Annotated in this window: 15 protein-coding genes; all 15 read right to left on the reverse strand. The window is 43.8% G+C overall.

Features of this window, described 5'->3' with window-relative positions; translation table 11 throughout:
- Positions 1 to 87: 87 nt before the first annotated feature.
- The 15 genes from ligA to JNUCC31_RS11265 all read right to left on the reverse strand — a co-directional run bounded on the left by ligA (position 88) and on the right by JNUCC31_RS11265 (position 20,519).
- Positions 88 to 2,106 carry an NAD-dependent DNA ligase LigA gene (gene ligA, locus JNUCC31_RS11195; protein ID WP_192271121.1) on the reverse strand — a complete coding sequence of 673 codons (2,019 nt, stop codon included), beginning with the start codon at positions 2,104 to 2,106 and terminating at the stop codon, positions 88 to 90.
- 81 nt (positions 2,107 to 2,187) lie between these two features.
- A complete protein-coding gene (pcrA, locus tag JNUCC31_RS11200) occupies positions 2,188 to 4,548 on the reverse strand; it encodes a DNA helicase PcrA (RefSeq protein ID WP_192271123.1) in 2,361 nt (786 codons plus the stop codon).
- Between the two features lie 414 nt (positions 4,549 to 4,962).
- On the reverse strand, positions 4,963 to 5,649 hold the full coding sequence (pcrB, locus tag JNUCC31_RS11205) for a heptaprenylglyceryl phosphate synthase (RefSeq protein WP_416234430.1): 687 nt from the start codon (positions 5,647 to 5,649) through the stop codon (positions 4,963 to 4,965).
- A 291-nt stretch (positions 5,650 to 5,940) separates the two neighbouring features.
- Positions 5,941 to 6,816, reverse strand: a complete 876-nt coding sequence (locus tag JNUCC31_RS11210) for a phosphatidylinositol-specific phospholipase C/glycerophosphodiester phosphodiesterase family protein (protein WP_192271127.1) — start codon at positions 6,814 to 6,816, stop codon at positions 5,941 to 5,943.
- A gap of 201 nt (positions 6,817 to 7,017) precedes the next feature.
- Complete coding sequence (locus JNUCC31_RS11215; RefSeq protein WP_192271129.1) at positions 7,018 to 8,418, reverse strand: undecaprenyl-phosphate glucose phosphotransferase; 1,401 nt, start codon at positions 8,416 to 8,418, stop codon at positions 7,018 to 7,020.
- Positions 8,415 to 9,347, reverse strand: a complete 933-nt coding sequence (locus tag JNUCC31_RS11220; RefSeq protein ID WP_192272934.1) for a glycosyltransferase family 2 protein — start codon at positions 9,345 to 9,347, stop codon at positions 8,415 to 8,417. Before JNUCC31_RS11220 ends, JNUCC31_RS11215 begins: the two co-directional genes overlap by 4 nt.
- Positions 9,348 to 9,560: 213 nt before the next feature.
- Complete coding sequence (locus tag JNUCC31_RS11225) at positions 9,561 to 10,499, reverse strand: glycosyltransferase family 2 protein (RefSeq protein WP_228469619.1); 939 nt, start codon at positions 10,497 to 10,499, stop codon at positions 9,561 to 9,563.
- 107 nt (positions 10,500 to 10,606) lie between these two features.
- Positions 10,607 to 11,479 (reverse strand): dTDP-4-dehydrorhamnose reductase, encoded by an 873-nt coding sequence (gene rfbD / locus JNUCC31_RS11230; protein ID WP_192271133.1) that lies wholly within the window; start codon positions 11,477 to 11,479, stop codon positions 10,607 to 10,609.
- Positions 11,476 to 12,501 carry a dTDP-glucose 4,6-dehydratase gene (gene rfbB / locus JNUCC31_RS11235; RefSeq protein WP_192271135.1) on the reverse strand — a complete coding sequence of 342 codons (1,026 nt, stop codon included), beginning with the start codon at positions 12,499 to 12,501 and terminating at the stop codon, positions 11,476 to 11,478. The genes rfbD and rfbB overlap by 4 nt, the downstream gene beginning before the upstream one ends.
- A gap of 18 nt (positions 12,502 to 12,519) precedes the next feature.
- Entirely contained in the window at positions 12,520 to 13,080 is a 561-nt protein-coding gene (rfbC, locus tag JNUCC31_RS11240) for a dTDP-4-dehydrorhamnose 3,5-epimerase (protein ID WP_192271137.1), read from the reverse strand.
- A gap of 23 nt (positions 13,081 to 13,103) precedes the next feature.
- Complete coding sequence (locus JNUCC31_RS11245) at positions 13,104 to 13,847, reverse strand: sugar phosphate nucleotidyltransferase (protein ID WP_192271140.1); 744 nt, start codon at positions 13,845 to 13,847, stop codon at positions 13,104 to 13,106.
- A 35-nt stretch (positions 13,848 to 13,882) separates the two neighbouring features.
- On the reverse strand, positions 13,883 to 14,806 hold the full coding sequence (locus JNUCC31_RS11250) for an NAD-dependent epimerase/dehydratase family protein (RefSeq protein WP_192271142.1): 924 nt from the start codon (positions 14,804 to 14,806) through the stop codon (positions 13,883 to 13,885).
- Entirely contained in the window at positions 14,803 to 18,111 is a 3,309-nt protein-coding gene (locus JNUCC31_RS11255) for a glycosyltransferase (protein ID WP_192271144.1), read from the reverse strand. The genes JNUCC31_RS11250 and JNUCC31_RS11255 overlap by 4 nt, the downstream gene beginning before the upstream one ends.
- Before the next feature lie 35 nt (positions 18,112 to 18,146).
- Complete coding sequence (locus JNUCC31_RS11260) at positions 18,147 to 19,868, reverse strand: glycosyltransferase family 2 protein (protein ID WP_192271146.1); 1,722 nt, start codon at positions 19,866 to 19,868, stop codon at positions 18,147 to 18,149.
- A gap of 9 nt (positions 19,869 to 19,877) precedes the next feature.
- Complete coding sequence (locus tag JNUCC31_RS11265) at positions 19,878 to 20,519, reverse strand: hypothetical protein (protein WP_192271149.1); 642 nt, start codon at positions 20,517 to 20,519, stop codon at positions 19,878 to 19,880.
- Positions 20,520 to 20,535: the final 16 nt, after the last annotated feature.

Consider the following 20,535-nt stretch of genomic DNA (forward strand, 5'->3'; position numbering starts at 1 on the left):
CGTGGTACAGGGGTCTTTTAAGTTATTTATTATTTGCTCGGACTACACAGGTTTCTTATATGCCAGGTCATACTAAACATTCACGATTTATCCCTGTTGATTCAAAAGACGCACAAGCTCGTCCTCATCCTCAATGGTAGGAATGCCGAGATCATGGGCTTTGGCCAGTTTGGAACCTGCCTTCTCTCCGGCAATAACGAGATCTGTCTTTTTGGAGACACTACCCGTTACCTTCGCTCCAAGTGCTTCCAGTCGTTGCGTTGCCTCTTCCCGTGTGAGTTGATGCAATGTTCCGGTCAGCACGACCGTTTTGCCACTGAAGAAAGAATCTTCCACAATCACTGCAGGTGCCTCAGGCGCCTGGGCTTTCACACCTAAATTCAGCATCTTCTCAATGGCTGCCTGTGTAAACGGATCTGCAAAGAAATTCACGATGCTCTCGGCAACAATGCCGCCTACGTCCGGAAGTTCAACGAGTTCCTCTGCGGTTGCATTCATAATGGCATGCAGGTCGCGGTAATGATCAGCCAGCATGCGTGTAGTCGATTTGCCTGTATTCGGAATACCCAGTGAGTATAAGAATGAAGCTAGGTCACGATCCTTGCTCTGCTCGAGTGCAGCGAGAAGGTTGTTCGCTTTCTTTTCACCAAACCGCTCCAGCTTCACCAGATCGTCAAACTGTAATGTATACAGATCGGCAGGTTCACGTACGTTCAATTCATCGTACAGTTGAATCGCCGTTTTCTCGCTGAACGTCTCGATGTCCATGGCATCACGGGAAGCAAAATGAGAAATCCGGGCCACAGTCTGCGGTTTGCACGCCAGCTTGTTGTTACAGAACAAATGCGCTCCACGCTGTTCCAGCGGGAATCCACATGCCGGACATTGCTCAGGGAACACAATCTCCTCGCCATCACTCTCTTCCGTCACTTTACCCAGGATTTCAGGGATGACATCATTGGAACGACGGATAAAGACACGTGTACCCAAGGCAAACTTCAGATTTTTCCGCTCAATGTCACCCACGTTATTCAATGTACAGTTCTGTACCGTTACCCCTGCTAACTCAACCGGTTCAACACGCGCAAGTGGAGTCACTTTGCCGGTACGCCCCACATTCCAGACAACAGAGTTCAGAACAGTCGTCGTCTCTTCCGCCTCAAATTTATAAGCCACTGCCCAGCGAGGGAATTTATCCGTATAACCCAGTACCTCACGGGTGCGCATGTCTGTGATTTTGATAACAGCTCCATCAATCAGATAGTCCAGTTGACCCCGGCTCTCCTGGATTGCGGCCAGTTGTTCCATTACATCATCAAATTCATGAAAATACGTAATGGATGGATTGACTTTGAATCGATTCTCACGTAGAAAGTCCATCATCTCCTGATGGTTGGAAAATTGAATATCGTCTGAATAACCTACATTATAGAAATAGGCGTTTAACCGCCGTTCAGCGGTAGTCTTTGGATTCAGATTGCGCAGTGCTCCTGCTGCGGCATTACGAGCATTTTTGAGCGGCTCTGCGGCCGTTTCATTATATCGGTTCAATACAGACAAGTTCATGATGCCTTCACCCTGAACTTCAATCGTACCGCCTGTATAAGGGATTTTGAGCGGGACAGATTTAATCGTTCTAACCTGAGCCAGAATGCCCTCGCCTACGGTTCCGTTTCCCCGTGTAGAGGCTTGAACCAGCTCACCGTTCGTATACGTTAGATTCAGGGTCAGACCGTCAAACTTCAGTTCAATCACATAGCCAGGTTCGGGCAACGGATTGTCCGGATTTTTGGTGTTGTAATCATTGACCAGTTTGAGCACACGAGTATTCCAGTTACGCAGCTGCTCAATGTTCTGGGCTTTGTCCAAGCTCCACAATGCGGATAAATGGCGATGCGGTGTAAAACCTTTGAGCAGTTCCCCACCCACACGCTGTGTCGGAGAGTCAGGCAAAACCATGCCACTCTCCTGTTCCAGCGTAACCAGCTCGTCGTACAGAAGGTCATACTCCTTGTCGCTGATCTGCGGCTGATCCATTGTATAGTACTGATAATTATGCTGGTTCAGCTCGGTAACGAGTTGCTCCATCCGGTGCATCGGGTCCATACAGGGCCATCCCTCCGTTATTATAATTTGGATCTATGTAGAACGAACGTCAGAGCAGGCTCTGCGTTCGTACAAAAAAATTTATTCCACTTTGGTAATTGGAGCAAAGCCTGCAAGCAGACGTTTTAAGCCAACCGGGGCCGGGAATGCGATCTGAAGCTCCGTGTCATTACCCGTGCCTTTCACCCCAACAATGGTACCTGTCCCCCATTTACCGTGTTGTACTTTATCTCCGGCTTTGAACCCTGCTTCACCATTAGTAGCTGCAGGCTTGGAAGCAGACGATGGCGTAGCATATGCTGGGCGGGAAGTACTTGTAGTCACACGAGAAGTTGGCGTGGATGAGGTAGCAGAGGAACCACTTCTGCTTTGTTGTTCGAAAAGCTTGGTTGCATTGCCGCCGCCAAAGTTGCTCCCTCCACTAGCACCAAGCCCACGACCACCATAAGACCCACCTGCGCTGCTACCACGACGGTAGCGGTCACGAGCGATAGAAGTATCTTCTTTTAGCTCATCCGGAATTTCATCCAGAAAGCGTGAAGGCGGGTTCGCCGTTGTTCGTCCGAACAAGGTCCGCATCTGCGCGCAAGACAGGAAGAGTTGTTCTTCCGCACGCGTAATCCCCACGTAAGCCAGTCTGCGTTCTTCCTCCAGCTCTTCATTGTCCATAAAGGCTCGGCTGTGCGGGAACACACCTTCCTCCATACCAACGATAAAGACAACGGGGAACTCCAGACCTTTGGCACTGTGCATCGTCATTAGGGTAATTGCGTCACTCTGATCCTCTTCATCATCGTTCATGCTGTCGATATCGGCAATCAGTGCTAGATCGGTCAGGAATGAAACGAGTGTTTTGTCTTCATTATTTTTCTCAAATTCCATCGTAACGGACAGGAACTCATCAATGTTTTCGAGCCGTGCACGGGATTCGAGCGTGTTTTCATTTTGCATCTCTAGCCGGTACTGACTCATCTCGAGAATCTTCTCGGTCAGTTCGGTTACAGACAAATACTCTACCATCTGGTGCAACGCTGCAATCATGTCATAGAACTCCACCAGCGCATTTCGCGTTCGACCGGCAAAACCAAGATCGTCCACGACCTGAAGCACACGGAATATGGAAATCCCCCGTTCTCCTGCCGCAGCTGCCAGTTTCGCTACCGTTGTATCACCAATGCTGCGTTTAGGTACATTGATGATCCGAGTCAGACTGATATCATCGTCGGGATTAGATAGCAGGCGCAGATATGCCAAGATGTCCTTGATCTCTTTACGATCATAGAACTTAATGCCTCCAACGATCTGATACGGAATATCAGACTTGATCAGAATTTCCTCTATAACCCGCGACTGAGCGTTCGTACGATACAGAATGGCGTGATTTTGATAGGATTTGCCGTTCTTCACATTTTTACTAATCTCGGAGGTAACAAAGTATCCCTCATCATGCTCCGAATCCGCACGGTATACCTTGATCTTCGAACCACCCTCCTTGTCCGTCCACAGCTTCTTCGGTTTACGTCCGGAGTTTAGCCCGATCACCTCATTGGCTGCATTCAGGATATTCGAAGTGGAACGATAGTTTTGCTCCAGCAAAATGGTCTGTGCTTCTGGATAATCTTTCTCAAAGTTCAAGATGTTACTGATATCCGCTCCCCGCCAGCGATAGATGGATTGGTCACTATCCCCTACGACGCAGATGCGGTGGTGACTGTCAGCGAGCATACGGCACAGCATGTACTGCGCACGGTTGGTATCCTGGTATTCATCCACGTGAATGTACTGGAATTTCTTTTGGTAAAAGTCGAGAACTTCCGGTACTTCTTTGAAAAGTTGAATGGTCGACATAATGAGGTCGTCGAAGTCAAGGGAATTGTTGGCTCTGAGCCGTTTCTGGTACATCTTATATACCTTCGCCACAATGCCTTCGAAATAGTCAGCAGCCTGCTTCTCATACTGCTCCGGACTGATTAATTCATTCTTCGCGGTGCTCATCATGGATTGAACGGCTTTTGGTTCAAATTTCTTGGTGTCGATGTTCTGGTCCTTCATACAACTACGAATGACAGATAATTGGTCAGATGAGTCCAAAATGCTGAAATTGGAGGTGAACCCAATGCGTTCAATGTCACGGCGCAAAATACGCACGCACATCGAGTGGAACGTCGATACCCAAATGTCACGACCCTGAGAGCCGCCAACGAGCTGGGATACCCGGTCTTGCATCTCGCGTGCCGCTTTGTTCGTAAAGGTAATAGCCAGAATGCCCCACGGAGGTGCTTTCCGTGTTGCTATAAGATAGGCAATCCGGTGTGTGAGCACCCGGGTCTTGCCACTACCCGCTCCGGCCATAATCAGCAGCGGTCCATCCGTCGCCTCGACGGCTTGCCGCTGAGGGGTGTTAAGCCGTGCAACGGCATCATGTATATTTACAGGTTGCATGCATGCATGCTCCTTTCGTTGGTTGATCGATACAAGTAGGACTAAAGGTTACACTCGTCACTACGATGACAGAATAATCTTCCGATCGCTGTTATTCCCGTATTTTATTAATTCATATTTTAAAAGGTATAAATCCGGTAATAAAGGCGAACGCTCTGCTTCTCCAGCTTATTTCTGTCCTCTCCGTTCTCGTGTAAAAATAGTCAGCTTATAATTTAGAGATAGTTAAAATAACAAGAAAACTGTAATGACTCTTTCAGTTTTTAAAAAGGGACTTCGTTTCTTCAGATTCGTTCTGCACTCTCCGTTCCTGTGTAAACGTTATTGCTATATACGACTTGTTTAAGTAGTAAGGGCAAAGTTCTATTTTAACAGATCAAAAGGGAAAAATGGGGGAATGGTAAACTAAACCGATTAAACGCATTGTTTCACAGCTTGGACCGTCTCCAGCGCCTTGTGTAAATCAATATACACAATGTTGCCAACCACAACGGTGTCTGCAACCTGGGCAGCTTGTCCAGCTTTCTCCGGAGTATCAATCCCGCCGCCGTAAATGAGGTGCGCCCGCTCCAGTTGTCTGTGCGTCTCTCCAACCAGCTCCATGTCTCCAAACGTTCCGCTGTACTCCATATATACGATTGGCAGGTTAAGCAGTCGTTCCGCAGCCTGGGCGTAAGCAACCGCAGCCTCCGTCGTCAATTCCGTATCCGCCCCGGTCATTCGGGCAACAGTAGAGTCGGCATGGAGGACAATATATCCTTCAGCAATAAGCAGATCCCATGGGATAAGATAACCGTAGCGTTCAATAGCTTGCTGATGCTGTCCAATCATCCATTTGCTATCCGTTGCATTCAGTACCATCGGGATCAGATATCCATCAAAACCAGGGACTACCGCCTCCAGATCGGATACTTCAAGCACACAGGGCAACTCGTAGCGACGTACTCGGGACATCAGGTCCACTGTGTTGTCATAGGTAATTCCCGAAGATCCGCCTACAATAATGGCATCGGTTCCCGACAGGCACACCAGATCCAATGCTTCATCTGTTATTTCCTTGTCCGGGTCGAGCTTAAATACATGTCTCCACTGCTTAATCATGTCTATCAACGAACATTCCTCCAGAGGTTCTTCTGCATCCTAAAAAGCTTGTAAACTAAGTCTAAGTCAGCAGGGAGTGAGTGTCAATGTTCGTATAAAAAGGGGAACAAAAAATCACAGACTTTTCCCTGGAATTGCAGGAGAAGCCTGTCATTTTAAAAGTAAGGATGTTGATGTTGAGAACTTTAAATCAGGCACTATATTCCAGTGCGAAGTTCAAAAACATATCATGGGTAAAGCACAACAGGCTTTCGCAACAGTTAACAACCCATATATTTACATTTTAATATCTTAAGGCTTCCAAGCAAATCGCGTATTCATCTCATCCAGTTCCTGCTCGGTCAATACATCCGAATACACGCCGTACACACCCCATTTCTCATAGTTCGCTACCTGGTCAGTGTCATTAATGGTATGCACGTAGGTGACGGCTCCTGCCTGCTTCAGCTTGGCAACGAAATTCTGGTTTACTTTATATTCCGGCATGGTTACGGCATCAATGTCATTCTTTTGCACAAAATCAACGACCTGAGCTTCTGTATCCTGCGTCGCATAGAGCGTATAAATAATAGAAGGAAACGCGTAGACTTCTTTCACGGTTTCGAGCATCGGCTCGTCATAGATCTGAACGACAACACGATTAAGGACTGCCGGATCGTGTTTCTTGGCTGCGTCCACCAGTGATCTCAGTACCTGCTGAATATCTTCGTCCTTCTGTTCTTTGGTATCGGTCACGATATACATATCGGGGTACTTGGCCAATACATCCACAATACCGGCGGCATCCATGGGTTGGTACATGCCCAGAATGGGCGTATTCATAAATTCATCATGTGTCAGCGCCCCTGCCTGCTTGTCTTCAGGTAACTCCTCATCCTGTCCCAGCATTTTGCTCATGTTGGCGGTCCATTCATGTCTGGCTACCGCTTTACGATCCGAGGTCAGCATAAAGTCGATCTCAAACACACGTGTACCCTTCTCATAATTGGCAATCATCGCCTCATAGGCGTTGGTGTAAGGTTGCTCACGGATGCTGCCCATGGCATGGGCAATCAGTCGGTAGGCCGTAAATCCGTCATGCTGCTCCTCACTCTGACTTTCATAAGCAAAAAAGAGTGTGCCCACAGTTACGATCAGTAGTGTAATGACGGCCACAATTCGTTTCATATGGCGTTCACATCCTTAATAGGGTGGTAGGGAAGGAAAAGAGTATGATAATCATGATATGACGAAGCATGTGCGGTATTTCCTTTTTGATAGCTAACTACCCTTATTAGAGAGGAGTAAAACAAAAAGCCGCCCGGAGGCGGCTGTTAAATGGTGGGATGATTTGTTACTCACAATGGTGGAAAATCTAATGTTTCAAGCCTAATAAGCATTCTTGAGGCCATTTCGAATGGTTTCCCATATAATTTTGATATCAAATAATAAAGACCAGTTTTCAATATAAAAGATATCCTGTTCAATCCGATCCTCGATCGACGTATCTCCTCGTAGTCCTTTACTTTGCGCCAAACCTGTAATTCCTGGGCGAACGTGATGTTTAATCATATACTTCGGAATTTCATCCCGGAATTGATTCACGTAGTAAGGACGTTCTGGCCTAGGGCCAACCACGCTCATATGACCAAGCAAGACATTGAAAAATTGAGGTAATTCATCCATGCTGGTGCGTCTTATAAATGTTCCAAAGGCTGTTCGGCGCGGATCATTTTTCGTGGACCACCCCGTGTCAAATGTACCTTCAGGAATGACTTTCATGGAGCGGAATTTATACATCATAAAGTTGCGACGATTGAGTCCAACACGCTCTTGTTTGAAAATTATAGGACCGGATGATGTCAGTCTTACGCCCAGTGCAACGATGGCCATTACTGGGGAAGTCAGTATTATTGCCGCTAACGAAAAAACGATGTCGAACGCCCGCTTCATCAGTCTGTTCACCGCAATATCCAGCGGGATATCACGCACATTAATCATTGGCATACCAGCGAAGTTGTCAAAATGAGGACGGGCCGGTAAATAATCAAAGAAGTCTGGGATGATTAGCGTCCGCACTCCCGCCTTCTCACAGACATTAATAATGTGGGAGTACTTATCGTGAGCATCCAGAGGCAGCGCTAAAATGACTTCGTCTATGAACTGGTTGGACAAAAACTCTTCCAGTTGGTCAATACGACCGAGGATTGGTTTGTAGCTCCCCTGTTCCGTCCGATCCCAGCGGCGGTAATCATCTAGAAATCCCGTGACTTCATATCCCAGTTCTGGATAACTTTTGAGGTTGTCGTAGAAACGCTTGCCTAAAGAACCTGCACCAAGGATCAGAACGAACTGGCGGTTAAATCCTTTTTTACGCAATCGTTTCAGTTGTAATTTCACAACATAGCGATAGAACAGTGTGAATGATACATTGCCAATCATGTACATGGCGAGATACGCACGAGAGATGTTTACTTCTTTGAAAAAGAACATCAGGCTCAGCAACATGAAAAAGGCCACGCCATGAGATTGAACAATTCTCCAAAGTTCGTCTGCAAAACGCTTTTTGCGCTTGGGCGTATATAGAGAGGACATCATGCCAACGACGATCGCAAGAACTCCGTAAACCAGACTCCATAACATGTATTTCTCTATAGGCAAGGGGCTCTGGTGTGTTAACAGATCACTTTCAAATTTCAGCCACCAGGCCAGCAGGAACGAAAGCTGGATCACGCCAAAGTCAGCCGCAATATACAGTTGGGTTAAAAATCGCTGATTACGCCGAATCATGGGTTCACCTCGGAAGATACTTCATTCTCCGCTCTCATGCGGGTTACAGTCTGCCCTGGGCGGACAGGAGGAGACAGCTTGCTGCGCAGCAGGGACAACGTAAACTTGAGCGAGATGCCCATCCACACGGCTGCATTCGTGAAAGGATTGTATTTCTTGGCGTAGTGCTTGCGGTGGAACACCCACATCGCTCTATGAAACTCATACGTAATTTTCAAAGGTTTGCGTCGGGCACTGCCACCCTTGTAGTGCACAATATATGTACGCGGATAATAAAAAATGCCCCAACCCGCCTCTTTGATGCGATAACACCAGTCGATATCTTCTCCGTACATAAAAAACGTCTCATCGAACCCACCCACCTGCTCAATCGTCTCACGACGTACCAGCATGAACGCACCAACAAGACAGTCTACCGGATATTCATCATCCGGGCTGAGATGTCCCAATTGGTACTGATTGAACTTCGGCCGATCCGGAAAGAGTCGAGAAACACCGAATGCGTAATAAAAGGATGCCGATGGCGTAGGAAATCCACGCTTGCATGCTTTATCCAGTGAGCCATCCGGGAGAATGACTTTACAGCCGGAGGCACCCATTTCGGGATGACGATCCATGAAGGAGATCATGGTGTGAAGCGTATCCGGCTGGATAACGGTATCGGAATTAAGGAGGAGAATGTAACGCCCGTTGGCAATGTTCATTCCTTGATTGTTGGCTACGGCAAAGCCTGTATTGCCATGATTTGCAATTAATCGAACTTCTGGGTATGCCTCTCGGATCGCTTCCACAGAGCCATCATGAGATGCGTTGTCCACAACGATGATTTCGTAGCTGTATGACGTAATGGAGGCATAGACAGATTCCAGGCAATCCAGTGTCAGCTGACGGGTATTATAGTTAACGATGATGATGCTCGCGTCGACCATTTGAGATGCTTCTGTTGATTGTAAACCGTCCGTCTGGGCGGCTTCTGATACTTGGGTCATTTGTAAAACTCCTGACTTGTAGTGCTTTATATAATAAATCGATCTTGAATTAATAAAATAGATTATGATGATAAACCTATCATGGCTATTACCCACTTAACGTGAGTATAGCATATTTTGGATGGAGGAAGCAGACCGCAATGCATGCATTTTTTAGAGTTTGCCTGCAATAATAACAAATTTCAGAACAATATTATCCAGAAAAGACTGTCTATAAAAAGGTGTCTTAAACGCATACCACGCTCTATCAAAAACACCTTTTTCTAAGCAATGAAGCAAGTCTCTTATTTCTTCCATTTGTGTATGGGTTAGGAATTCTTCGTACATAGCAAGAAATAGTCTAGCCTGTTTACTTAAAATATAATGGTTGTTCCCGTTCACAAATCGATTTACACGCTTGCGCCATTTCTGAATCCATCCATCACGCCCCCCACCAAGTACATTACCTTGATGCTGCCGATACTGTATACCTGGTATTCCATCAAAGATTACTTCACCGAAAGTAGAGGCATACAGAAAAATCCACCAATCGTGCATAATCACCTGATTTACTTCGGACGGTAGACTGGCTCTGACTTGGTTAAACGTAATGCTATTCATAACCATCGTGCACCCGACACACGAATTTTCCACTAATGCATTGTGTAGCTCAAGTCGCTTCTGAGGAACCTTAGGCCACACACCAATAGCGGTTAAGTGCTGATCTACCATCTGAGTTGAAGAACAATAGAGCAATGGAATTTCCGTACTTCTGTTCTGAAGCAATGTAACCGCTCGAATGAGCTTATCTTGTTCCCACACATCATCCTGATCACAAAAAGCATAATAGTCAAACGTAGGTGGTGAAGACCGCATTAATTCAAAGAAACTGCGAATAACGCCCAGATTCTGCTCTGAGCGAAAATAAATCCGGTCCGGATATGCTTCTACGTATGGCCTCAACTTCTCTATTGTACCGTCTGTAGAGCCATCGTCTCTTATATAGATTTGAGTCTCCACATTTACTTGGGCCATCAAGCTGTCCATCTGTTCATTGATATAGCGCTCACCATTGTAGGTGGACATCATAATTAATACCTTGGGTTGTTTCACATCGCACCTCATTGTTAAATAGCGTTAAGTCATTCTCTAATAGAGATTTTCTCTATTATAAACGAAATCTCCCGCTCATAAGTTACTGGGCGGGAGATTTAAATGACTCAATTTTGCTCTATGTGTATTTCTTTCAAAAAATCACGCAATCCTTCACGCCAAGGTCTAAGGTCTTTTAAACCATTGGTACGGATTGACAAATGGTCCATCACCGAGTTTCGTGGGCGCGGGGCAGGACGGGGAAACTGATCTGTATTACAGGGCTCAAGCTCAGCCTGGATATCAATATCCGGGATTCTCTTCGCCTCTTCAAAGATCGCTTGAGTGAATTCATACCATGTACATGCCCCATTGTTGGAAGCGTGGTAGACACCGTATTTTTCAGTACTCATTAATTCAATCAGAAAATGGGCCAAATCAACCGTATACGTTGGTGAACCCTTCTGGTCATGTACCACTTGAAGCTTGGGTTTCTCCTGACCAAGTTTCAACATGGTTTTCACAAAATTATTTCCGTAAACGCCATACACCCACGAAGTGCGGACAATAAACCATCGGGAAGATAACGATTGTACCAGCACCTCTCCGGCGCGCTTGGATTTGCCATAGATACTTTGCGGATTGGTGTTATCATATTCCTGGTAAGGTACTTCGGAGGTACCGTCGAATACATAATCCGTACTGATATAGATGAGCTTGGCTCCAATCTGCTCAGCAGCTACTGCAATATTTCGGGTTCCTGTGGCATTGACTTGATATGCTCCGTCTACATCCGTCTCGGCGGCATCCACCGCGGTATAAGCCGCACAATGGATGACCACCTCTGGATGATATGTCGATATAACATTGTTGCATTCAAGCTGATCCGTAATGTCCAATTCATCCCGAGCACAAGCCAGAACGGAATGCCCCTCTTTTTCCAAAAGAAGCACCACATCGCGTCCCAGCTGGCCGTTGGCTCCAGTCACAAGCACCTTCATGCCTTGGCGTCTCCCAAACGAGAACCGTATTGCTTCTCATAGTAATCCTGATAGGCGCCAGATTGGATACGCGTCCACCATTCTTTGTTATCAAGATACCACTGGATGGTTTCCTTGATTCCCGTCTCAAAGTTATGCTTTGGCTTCCAGCCGAGTTCGGTCATCGTTTTGGTTGGATCGATACCATACCTGCGATCATGTCCAGGACGGTCCTGTACGTATTGGATCAGAGATTCGGGTTTACCAAGTTGCTCCAAGATTGTTTGGACAATGTGTACGTTCGTTCGTTCGTTATTGCCACCAATATTGTACACCTCGCCATTGCGTCCATGGTGAATGACCAGATCAATGGCACTGCAATGATCCTCTACATATAGCCAATCCCGAATGTTCAGTCCATCTCCGTATACAGGCAGAGCTTCATCATTCAACGCACGTGAGATCATGAGTGGAATAAGTTTCTCCGGGAACTGGAATGGTCCGTAGTTGTTGGAACAGCGCGTAATATTTACAGGAAGACCAAAGGTCTCGTGATAAGCACGTACCAATAAATCTCCTCCAGCTTTGGAGGCAGAGTATGGGCTATTGGGCTGAAGTGGCGTCTCTTCCGTAAACAACCCTGTAGGTCCGAGAGAACCGTAAACCTCATCGGTTGAAACTTGGACAAACTTGGTGATGTTGTGTTTTTTGGCAGCATCCAGTAATACCTGAGTACCATTGACGTTCGTTCTCACAAACACATCCGGTTCCAGGATACTGCGATCCACATGAGATTCGGCAGCAAAGTTAACCACCACATCCACGCCCTGACCGATTAGGCGGTCCATCTCCTTCGCATCAGTGATATCTGCTTTGACGAATGTATGCCGCTTGTTGCCTTCAAGTGATTTCAAGTTCTCCAGATTGCCCGCATATGTGAGTGCATCTACGTTGATAATCTCATAGTCTGGGTACTGCTCAAGCATATATATGACAAAGTTACTTCCAATAAATCCGGCGCCGCCGGTAACGAGTAATTTCATATGGTTGAAACCTCCTAATTACTTCACTTCGAAATCGAAGTTAATATCCGCATCTTGAAGCAAAGGATGCTTTTGGTCCTTCTCTGACAAAATCGGATTAGACGTAGGCCAATCAATTCCAAGTGCCGGGTCACTCCATAATATGCCTCGATCGTTCTCCGGGGAATAGTATTCATCTACTTTGTACAAGACTTGGGTATTCGGGACCAACGTACAGAAGCCGTGGGCGAATCCTTTAGGTACCAGCAGCTGACGGTGATTGTGCTCACTTAGGATGAAGCCCTCCCATTCACCAAAGGTCGGCGATCCTTTACGGATGTCTACGATGACATCATAGATTGCACCTGTTAATACGCGAATCAGCTTTGTCTGCGCTTTAGGATTGAGTTGGTAGTGTAATCCACGGAGCACTCCAGGTTCTGCGGATAGAGATTGATTATCTTGTATGAATTGATAGTTGAGTCCATATTGCTTCATAAGCTGATCGTTGTAGCTTTCCATAAAAAAGCCACGGTGATCCCCATGAACTATCGGCTCAATTAAATAGGCGTCTATAAACTTTGAAGGAGTAATTTTCAAATGGACCTACCATCCTTTCTACTCTACAACTTTAACTTTCCAAACCCCTCACCAAAAATAACATTCTGTGCCAGTTCATTGGCACGAGCCAGAGATGCATGTGTACCTGCATCTGTCCACCAGCCTTCAAGAATATCAAACGTAAGGGTCCCGTTAGCAATATATGCATTATTGACGTCTGTGATTTCCAGTTCGCCCCGGTTAGATGGTTTAAGTGTTTTAACAATGTCAAACACCTTATGGTCAAACATATAAATGCCTGTAACGGCAAAATCACTCTTTGGTTCTTTCGGCTTCTCTTCAATGGAAACAATGCGGTCTCCTTGCAGCTCCGCTACGCCAAAACGATGAGGGTCATGAACTTTTTGTAACAATAGCTTCGCCCCTATTGATTGCTTACGGAAATTATCGACGAAAGGAGCAATGTCATCCTCAAATACATTGTCGCCGAGGATCACAACCATCTGGTCATCGCCTACAAAATGCTCAGCTAGATCAAGCGCCTGCGCGATTCCACCAGCTTCATCCTGCACCTTGTATGTAAAGGTTACGCCCATTTCACGTCCACTGCCGAGAAGGTTAACTACGTCGCCCATATGGTCTTTACCGGTAACAATGAGAATATCGTTAATTCCGGCATGTTTCAGCTTGTGAACAGAGTAAAAAATCATTGGATATTTACCGACCGGCAGTAAGTGTTTGTTGGTAACTTTGGTAAGAGGGTACAGACGAGTGCCTGTACCACCCGCTAAGATAATACCTTTCATCAAAAATCCCCCCGATTTTCTGTTAGTTATAACATTCATTTAACAGAAATACTCTGATAATAGTTGATTGTTTCTTTCAACCCTTGATATAAAGTATACTGACTAGTCCAGCCAAGAATGGAATGAGCCTGTTGATTGCTCAATGAGCTGTATTTAATATCGCCTACACGCTCCCCCATATATTTGGAAGAAGCGTCAATTCCCAGTATGTTACACATCGTTTCAAATAATTCTTTCACCGAAATTTCTGTTTGTGTACTGATATTAGTAATGCAATTCTCCCCTCTGGTAAGAGCCGCGATATTGGCGTTCACGATATCTTTGACATAAATGAAATCGCGAGTTTGATCGCCATCACCGTGAATTTGAATCTCCTTGCCGGAAAGAAGGTTATCCAAAAAAATCGAAATTACACCGCCTTCACCTTTAGGATCCTGTCGTTCGCCGTAAGCGTTGCTGTAACGCAAAATCGTATAATTAACACCATGAAGATTGGAATACAACTGAATATAAAATTCAGGTGTTAACTTGGACAGTCCATAAGGTGACAACGGATAAAGCTTGGCACTTTCTTTTACAGGGAGTTCTTCTGGATAGCCATACACAGCTGCTGAAGAAGCATAGATGATTTTTTGTACGCCGGTTTTATAGCAACAATCCAAAATGTTGATCGTTCCGCTAATATTAATCGATGCGTCCTGTGAAGGATCAGCAACCGAATGCGCCACACTAATCTGTGCAGCATGATGTATTACAATCTGCGGATTAAAGTTCTCAAACACTTCCAATACGTGTTGACTGCGAATATCCACATTATAAAATATAGCCGCAGGATTAATGTTTTCTTGCTTTCCGGTGGACAAATTATCAACGATGCATACTTCATGTTGTTCAGTAATCAACCTGTCAACAATATGAGAAGCGATAAATCCAGCTCCTCCGGTCACTAGTACTCTCATACCTCTACCTTTCCAATACTGTGATTTTTATAATATAGTTCTTCCAATGTATCAATACTCGGCTCCCATCTCCATTCTTCTGCTGTCTTTCTGCCATTCGCGATCAGACGCTGTCTAAGCTCGGTATCTTCGATAAGCTTTTTAACAGCTTGCTTTGCGCCTTCGACATCCCCGATCTTCACGACCAGTGCGTTGTAGTTATCGACAATATACTCATCATGACCGGTCACATCTGCAACTACGCAGGTTCCTCCGCAAGCCATCATTTCCAGAGGTGGACCAAAAAATCCTTCAACCCGGCTCAGTTTAACGAGGATATCACAACTGGAGTAGATTTGATTCATCTGGCTCATTGGCACCTTTTCAAAGAATACGTCGCATTTCCATTCTTTTTTTGGTTTGCCCGCTGAACTTACACACCATACTTCACAATCCAGATCATTAATAGCATTAAAAGCATCTTCCATGCCTTTAAACGGAATATCAATTGGTCCTTCAAGCAGTACCCTTACTTTATCACCTTTTTTTGTAATTGGATCCGTTTGGAAAATAATATTCTCATCCAATCCGTTAGGTACATAGGTAGCGTTGTGGCCAAACTTTTCTTTGAGCCATTTTTGAATCCATTTGGCTTCGGTCATATATTCGTAATCAAATTTATAGGAATCCCATGCTTTTTGACTTTCAATGGATCCTGCAGGATAAAAGCGGCTCTCATCGGATTGAACAAAATATACTTTTCTCTTTGCAGGAATATAGGCGATGGTATAAGCAGTACTCCATCCTGTTGCAACAAGAATATCCAAATTGGCCGGTGCTTCATCAACTCCGATTATTTCAACTTTTTGATTTGGGAACCAATTAATTTCCCGATGATTATCCTCTGTAATAAGCAAAACATCATATCCACGATTTAACAAACGGTTGGCGTGCTGACACACTACTGCGATACCACCCGATATACCGCATCCAGGAATAAGATAGGCAATCTTAGGTTTCATCTCTATAATGTTTTTGTGCTCTTCCAGCATCAGATTAAACCAGCGATTATCATCGTCTTTGAACGAAAGTTCCAGGTTGTTACTGTGTAATCTAAGATTGGTCAACATCAAAGGAATTGATTTGAATTTATAGCCTTTATAAGCCATTCTAAGCCATAATTCATGATCCTCGCGATAACGCATTTTTGTTTTCAGTCCGCCTACCGCTCTGACAGCATCTAGTCTCAACATTACAGTACTTTGGCAAGGAACACACATTTTGAGCAATTCATCATATCCGCAATCCGGACTTAATACTTCCTGTCCATCCTTAATATCAATCATGCGCGATCCGTCCACAAGAGCTCGCCAGCCCCCATAAACGACATCTGCTTTAAATTCATTAATATAATTCAACGAAATCTCCAAGCGATTCAGCTCTGCAATATCATCGCTATCCTGAAAAGCCAGAAATTCTCCGCGTGCCTCACGAATGGCTTTGTTCCGTCCCCGTACCGCATTACCGCTGTTATTATAATATTTGAAAATTCGAACTTTCTCGTGATCTACATATTCATCCACAATTTTCAACGTTTCAGCCGGAGAACCATCACAAACGATGATCAATTCATAGTTCTGATACGTTTGATTCAAAATCGAATCGATGCTTTGTCGTAACACATCTGTTCGGTCATATACAGGAATAACCACACTGATTTGAGGAGTATCTCCAACTTCGTGCTCCACATCAATTTTAATGGGTATAGGAGCGGGAAGTGGCTGATTCCGATTTGTCATTTTTTTGATTACCCATTCTGGATTAGCTATGCCTTTTTTGACCCAGCCTCTATATTTTTTGATTTTGGTAATCAATTTCCAGGAACGAGAACTGTAGATCCTTTCCAGTTCCTTATCTTTTTCTCTTGTGAGTTCAAGCAAGTATTTTGTATTGTTTTCTTTTTGATCCAGCTGATTAAGAAATCCTTCTCTTTCAAATTCCAGATTTTGAATTTGAATGTCTTTGCTGGTTGCCATCTGTGTTAATTTAACAATATCGCGATTCAAAGCCGTTTCAGTCGTTTCCAGTTCAGACTTTAATTGGGCCCGCTGTTTCATTGCCTCTTCTCGTGCTTGCATCAAAGTTGCTTCAGTCTTTCCCAGTTCAGATTTTAATTGAGCCTGCTGCTTCACTGCCTCTTCTCGTTCTTGCATAAGTTTTGCTTGCTCGGCTTGCATCTCTGTCAGGCTTACATTTAATCTGACTTCATTTGCCTCATTGATTTTTTTAACTTCCAGTAAATACTTCAAGTTCTTCTCTTTCTGTACGATCTCTTTTCCAGCAAAAGTATATCCTTCTATGAGATACTCCATAATTCGCGGATCGATAGTAACGATACTATCTCTTTTTTGCTCGCCAAGTTTATACAGCTCAAAATACTGTTCTGCAATGGTTCTAATGTCGTGGAAATGAACAGCAAGTTCCAAATTGGCTTCAATAATCTCACGCGTGTAGAATTTTTGAATTAATTCTATAATTTGATCAGCTGTGTACTTTTCATTGTTTACTCTTCCAGAAAAATTCTTCTGACGAAAATCATAATAAGTATCAGGCGTTACAATACCGTCGCCACCATTATAATCAAACACAAGAGGAAGTCTTCCACAACTCATCGCTTCCAATATGCCACGTCCCAATGAAACAACCACATCAGAATTCAAAATTTCATCTTCCACGTCCCACACGTTGTTGTGTGATTGTCCAACAATGTTAAACTTCATACTTGCTTTGTTGGCTGCTTCTTCCAAAATCTCTTTAACATCAGGAGTATAACGATTAGACAACAATAAGATGGATTCGGGTTTTTCGTTGGTAGGAGTTCTAGGATGAAACCGGGTCTGATCGATTCCATTTCGGATAATAGATATTTGATCTTCTTGAATGTCCCAGTTTTGAATCAGATGTTGTTGTACTTCTTCACTGACCGCTACATACTTGACAATTGAGGGAATAAAAACTGGCTTCTCTTGCCATGGAATAATGCCATGCGAAGTGAATATCATAGGTACAGAGGGATATTTATAAAAAACGGAGATGGCTTCTGCACGATGCTGGGCATGGATAATGTCAACATTATCAGGTAAAGAAGCGATTTCATCTGTGACAAATACACCGATCTCGGTATATTTGTCCGCTAACTGACCAATTCGAGTGGAATAAAGAAAGATTTCATGATTATGTCGCAAAAATTCTTTGATGAGGCTGTAAGTGAAGGTTTCCGTCCCTCCACTGTATTGTAAATCATGAAGAGTAAATAAAATTCTCATTTGACCAGGCGCTCCTATCAAAATAAAGATTATATTCAAAGGTCTACAGGTTTATATAAAAAATCAAGGGGATAATAATGATCCCTATCTTGCAGAAAACCTTTATATTTTTTTAGCATAACTTCCAGTTCATTTTCAGGCCATGAATAGGAATAGGGTTGTCGGGTATATAAAAGCTCATGATTCACCAGCTTTACGTGACCGGAATGAATATTGACACGCAGGCAATAATCCACAATGGTCAAATCGGTAGCATAGGTTTCATCAAAATCTCCATAATATTTGTAGGCATCTTTTTTCAACAGGAACAATTCAGGACTGATTGCTGTAACATTTTGCGCAATTTTGAGTCGACCGAAATAACCGAAAAAGCTGGAATTGATATTATGATGCAGATTTATGACCCCTTTTTGGTTAACTGCAAGTCCATAACTGCTGATTTTATTTTTTTTGTTCAAAACTTTGGGAGCTATAACAACTGATTCGGTAGCAGCAGCTTCTGCAATTAAAATCTTATACCAATCAACAGCCAGAAAACGGATATCCGCATTCAAAACGACAATATAATCAGCAATGCTCGTTTGGAATAAACCATTTAATGCTTCAGCAACATTTTTATCACTGCAGTCATACACTTTATAGTATAAAGACTGCTCAGCAATGCTGTCTGCATCTTTATAAAAAGGAGTGAAATTCATCATTACTACATCAAGCTGTCGGTATTCGGAAGAGATATTCAGTCTGGCATAGTACTCTTCTATAGACTGCGTATTTCCCCAATTGCCCAGGCAAAACAGAGCCGCTGTCTGTATCTCATTTAAAACTGGAGTTATATTAAAAGCGCCATGAAATGCGCCTTCATTCACTGTCAATGATTCGTTTCGGTTTGACATATAATTCTGCAGGGCGTTTTTTCCTGCCTGCAGAGCGTAAGACTTGGCTGAATAGCTGGCAGCTGTGGAATTTTCGCTGATTCGCCAATGATACAAAACTTTTGGAATATGATGGATAAATTCTGCCCATTCAGTCAATCTTAAAATAAAATCGTAATCCTGGCTTCCATCGAATTGGCTATTAAATAGTCCCGTACTCTGAAGCAACGAAGCTTTAAAAACCAAAAAATGACAAATGTAATTATAACTTAGCAATGTATCCGGAGACCAGTCCGGTTTTTTGTGGACACTGATATGTTGCCCGGTATCACCGACTATTTTGTCTTCATCGGAATAAATGACGTCTGCACCATATCTGTTAATAGCATCAATGCATTCAAATAATGCATCTGGCGTCAACAAGTCGTCATGATCAAGCAACCCTATATATTCTCCCTTTGCCATTGCCATTGCACGATTAGTATTTTCCGAGATTCCATAATTAGTTTCCGAGCACGCGTAGACTATTTTATCACTTTTGGACATAAAATGGTTTATTACTTCCTCAACATCACCCTCTGTACTCCCACCATTAAATATGCACAATTCAAAATTGAAATAGGTCTGGTTTAGTACAGAGTCAATCATTTGTTCCAAAAACAGGGGATTGGTATTATAAACAGGAACGACAATACTGATTTTGGGTTGGGTGTCAAATATTTTATTTTTCTGCTCTTCAAGCTGCTGTTCAGCCAACGGTACAAAAGGAGGCTCTGAAAAAGATAGCCGAAACCATTTTTCATGAACCTTATTGATAAAGCTTTTTATTCCTTCATCGCGAACCAGATGAACTGCACGCATGATTGCTCGGAACTTATTAATCATAATTGTCCCCTACTTGTTTTTTATGAATCGCAATAATTCAAACAGTAAAATATTCAGAAAACTAAAGAAAAGACCGTTAATTATAATATCCATAATAGTAAATTGATTCTGGTAAATAAGTTTGCCTACCAGACTGCCTTCCTGGTGCTTCCCCGCGAATGACAGATTCCCGTCCGCCAGACTGGTATTGTCCTTCCAAAAGGTTACTGCTTGAGAACGATCGCTTGTATTGGAAGTTATCTTCAAAATATACATCTTGCCTTTTGAATCCTCAACAGGATCAAAGGAAAATTCGCTATATGCATTATCCTTGGCCTGAGCGTTATTGAATTTTGCCTGTCTTATTAATTGGTTGGTATCTGCTTCGTATAGAGATAACAGCGTTTCACTGTCATTTTGCCTGTTGAATGTAGAAAAAAACAGATCGACTTTAGTAAGACCATCCTGCTTGGCAGAAAAGGACTGTTCAATTACTTTGCCATCTGTAACTTCACCAAAGTTTACATTCAGATTTGTGCCCAGGTTGATCGTCTTGATCTTAGACACTTCCGATGCAAACAGATTGCTATTTTGTATAGCATATACCGAAGATACAAAAGCAAACGTGACGATTATTACAATAACATAGTGCAACATTCTTTTGATCATCATACACACCCAAACTCTC

Origin of the sequence: Paenibacillus sp. JNUCC-31 (assembly GCF_014844075.1) — a bacterium.
GTDB lineage: Bacteria > Bacillota > Bacilli > Paenibacillales > Paenibacillaceae > Paenibacillus.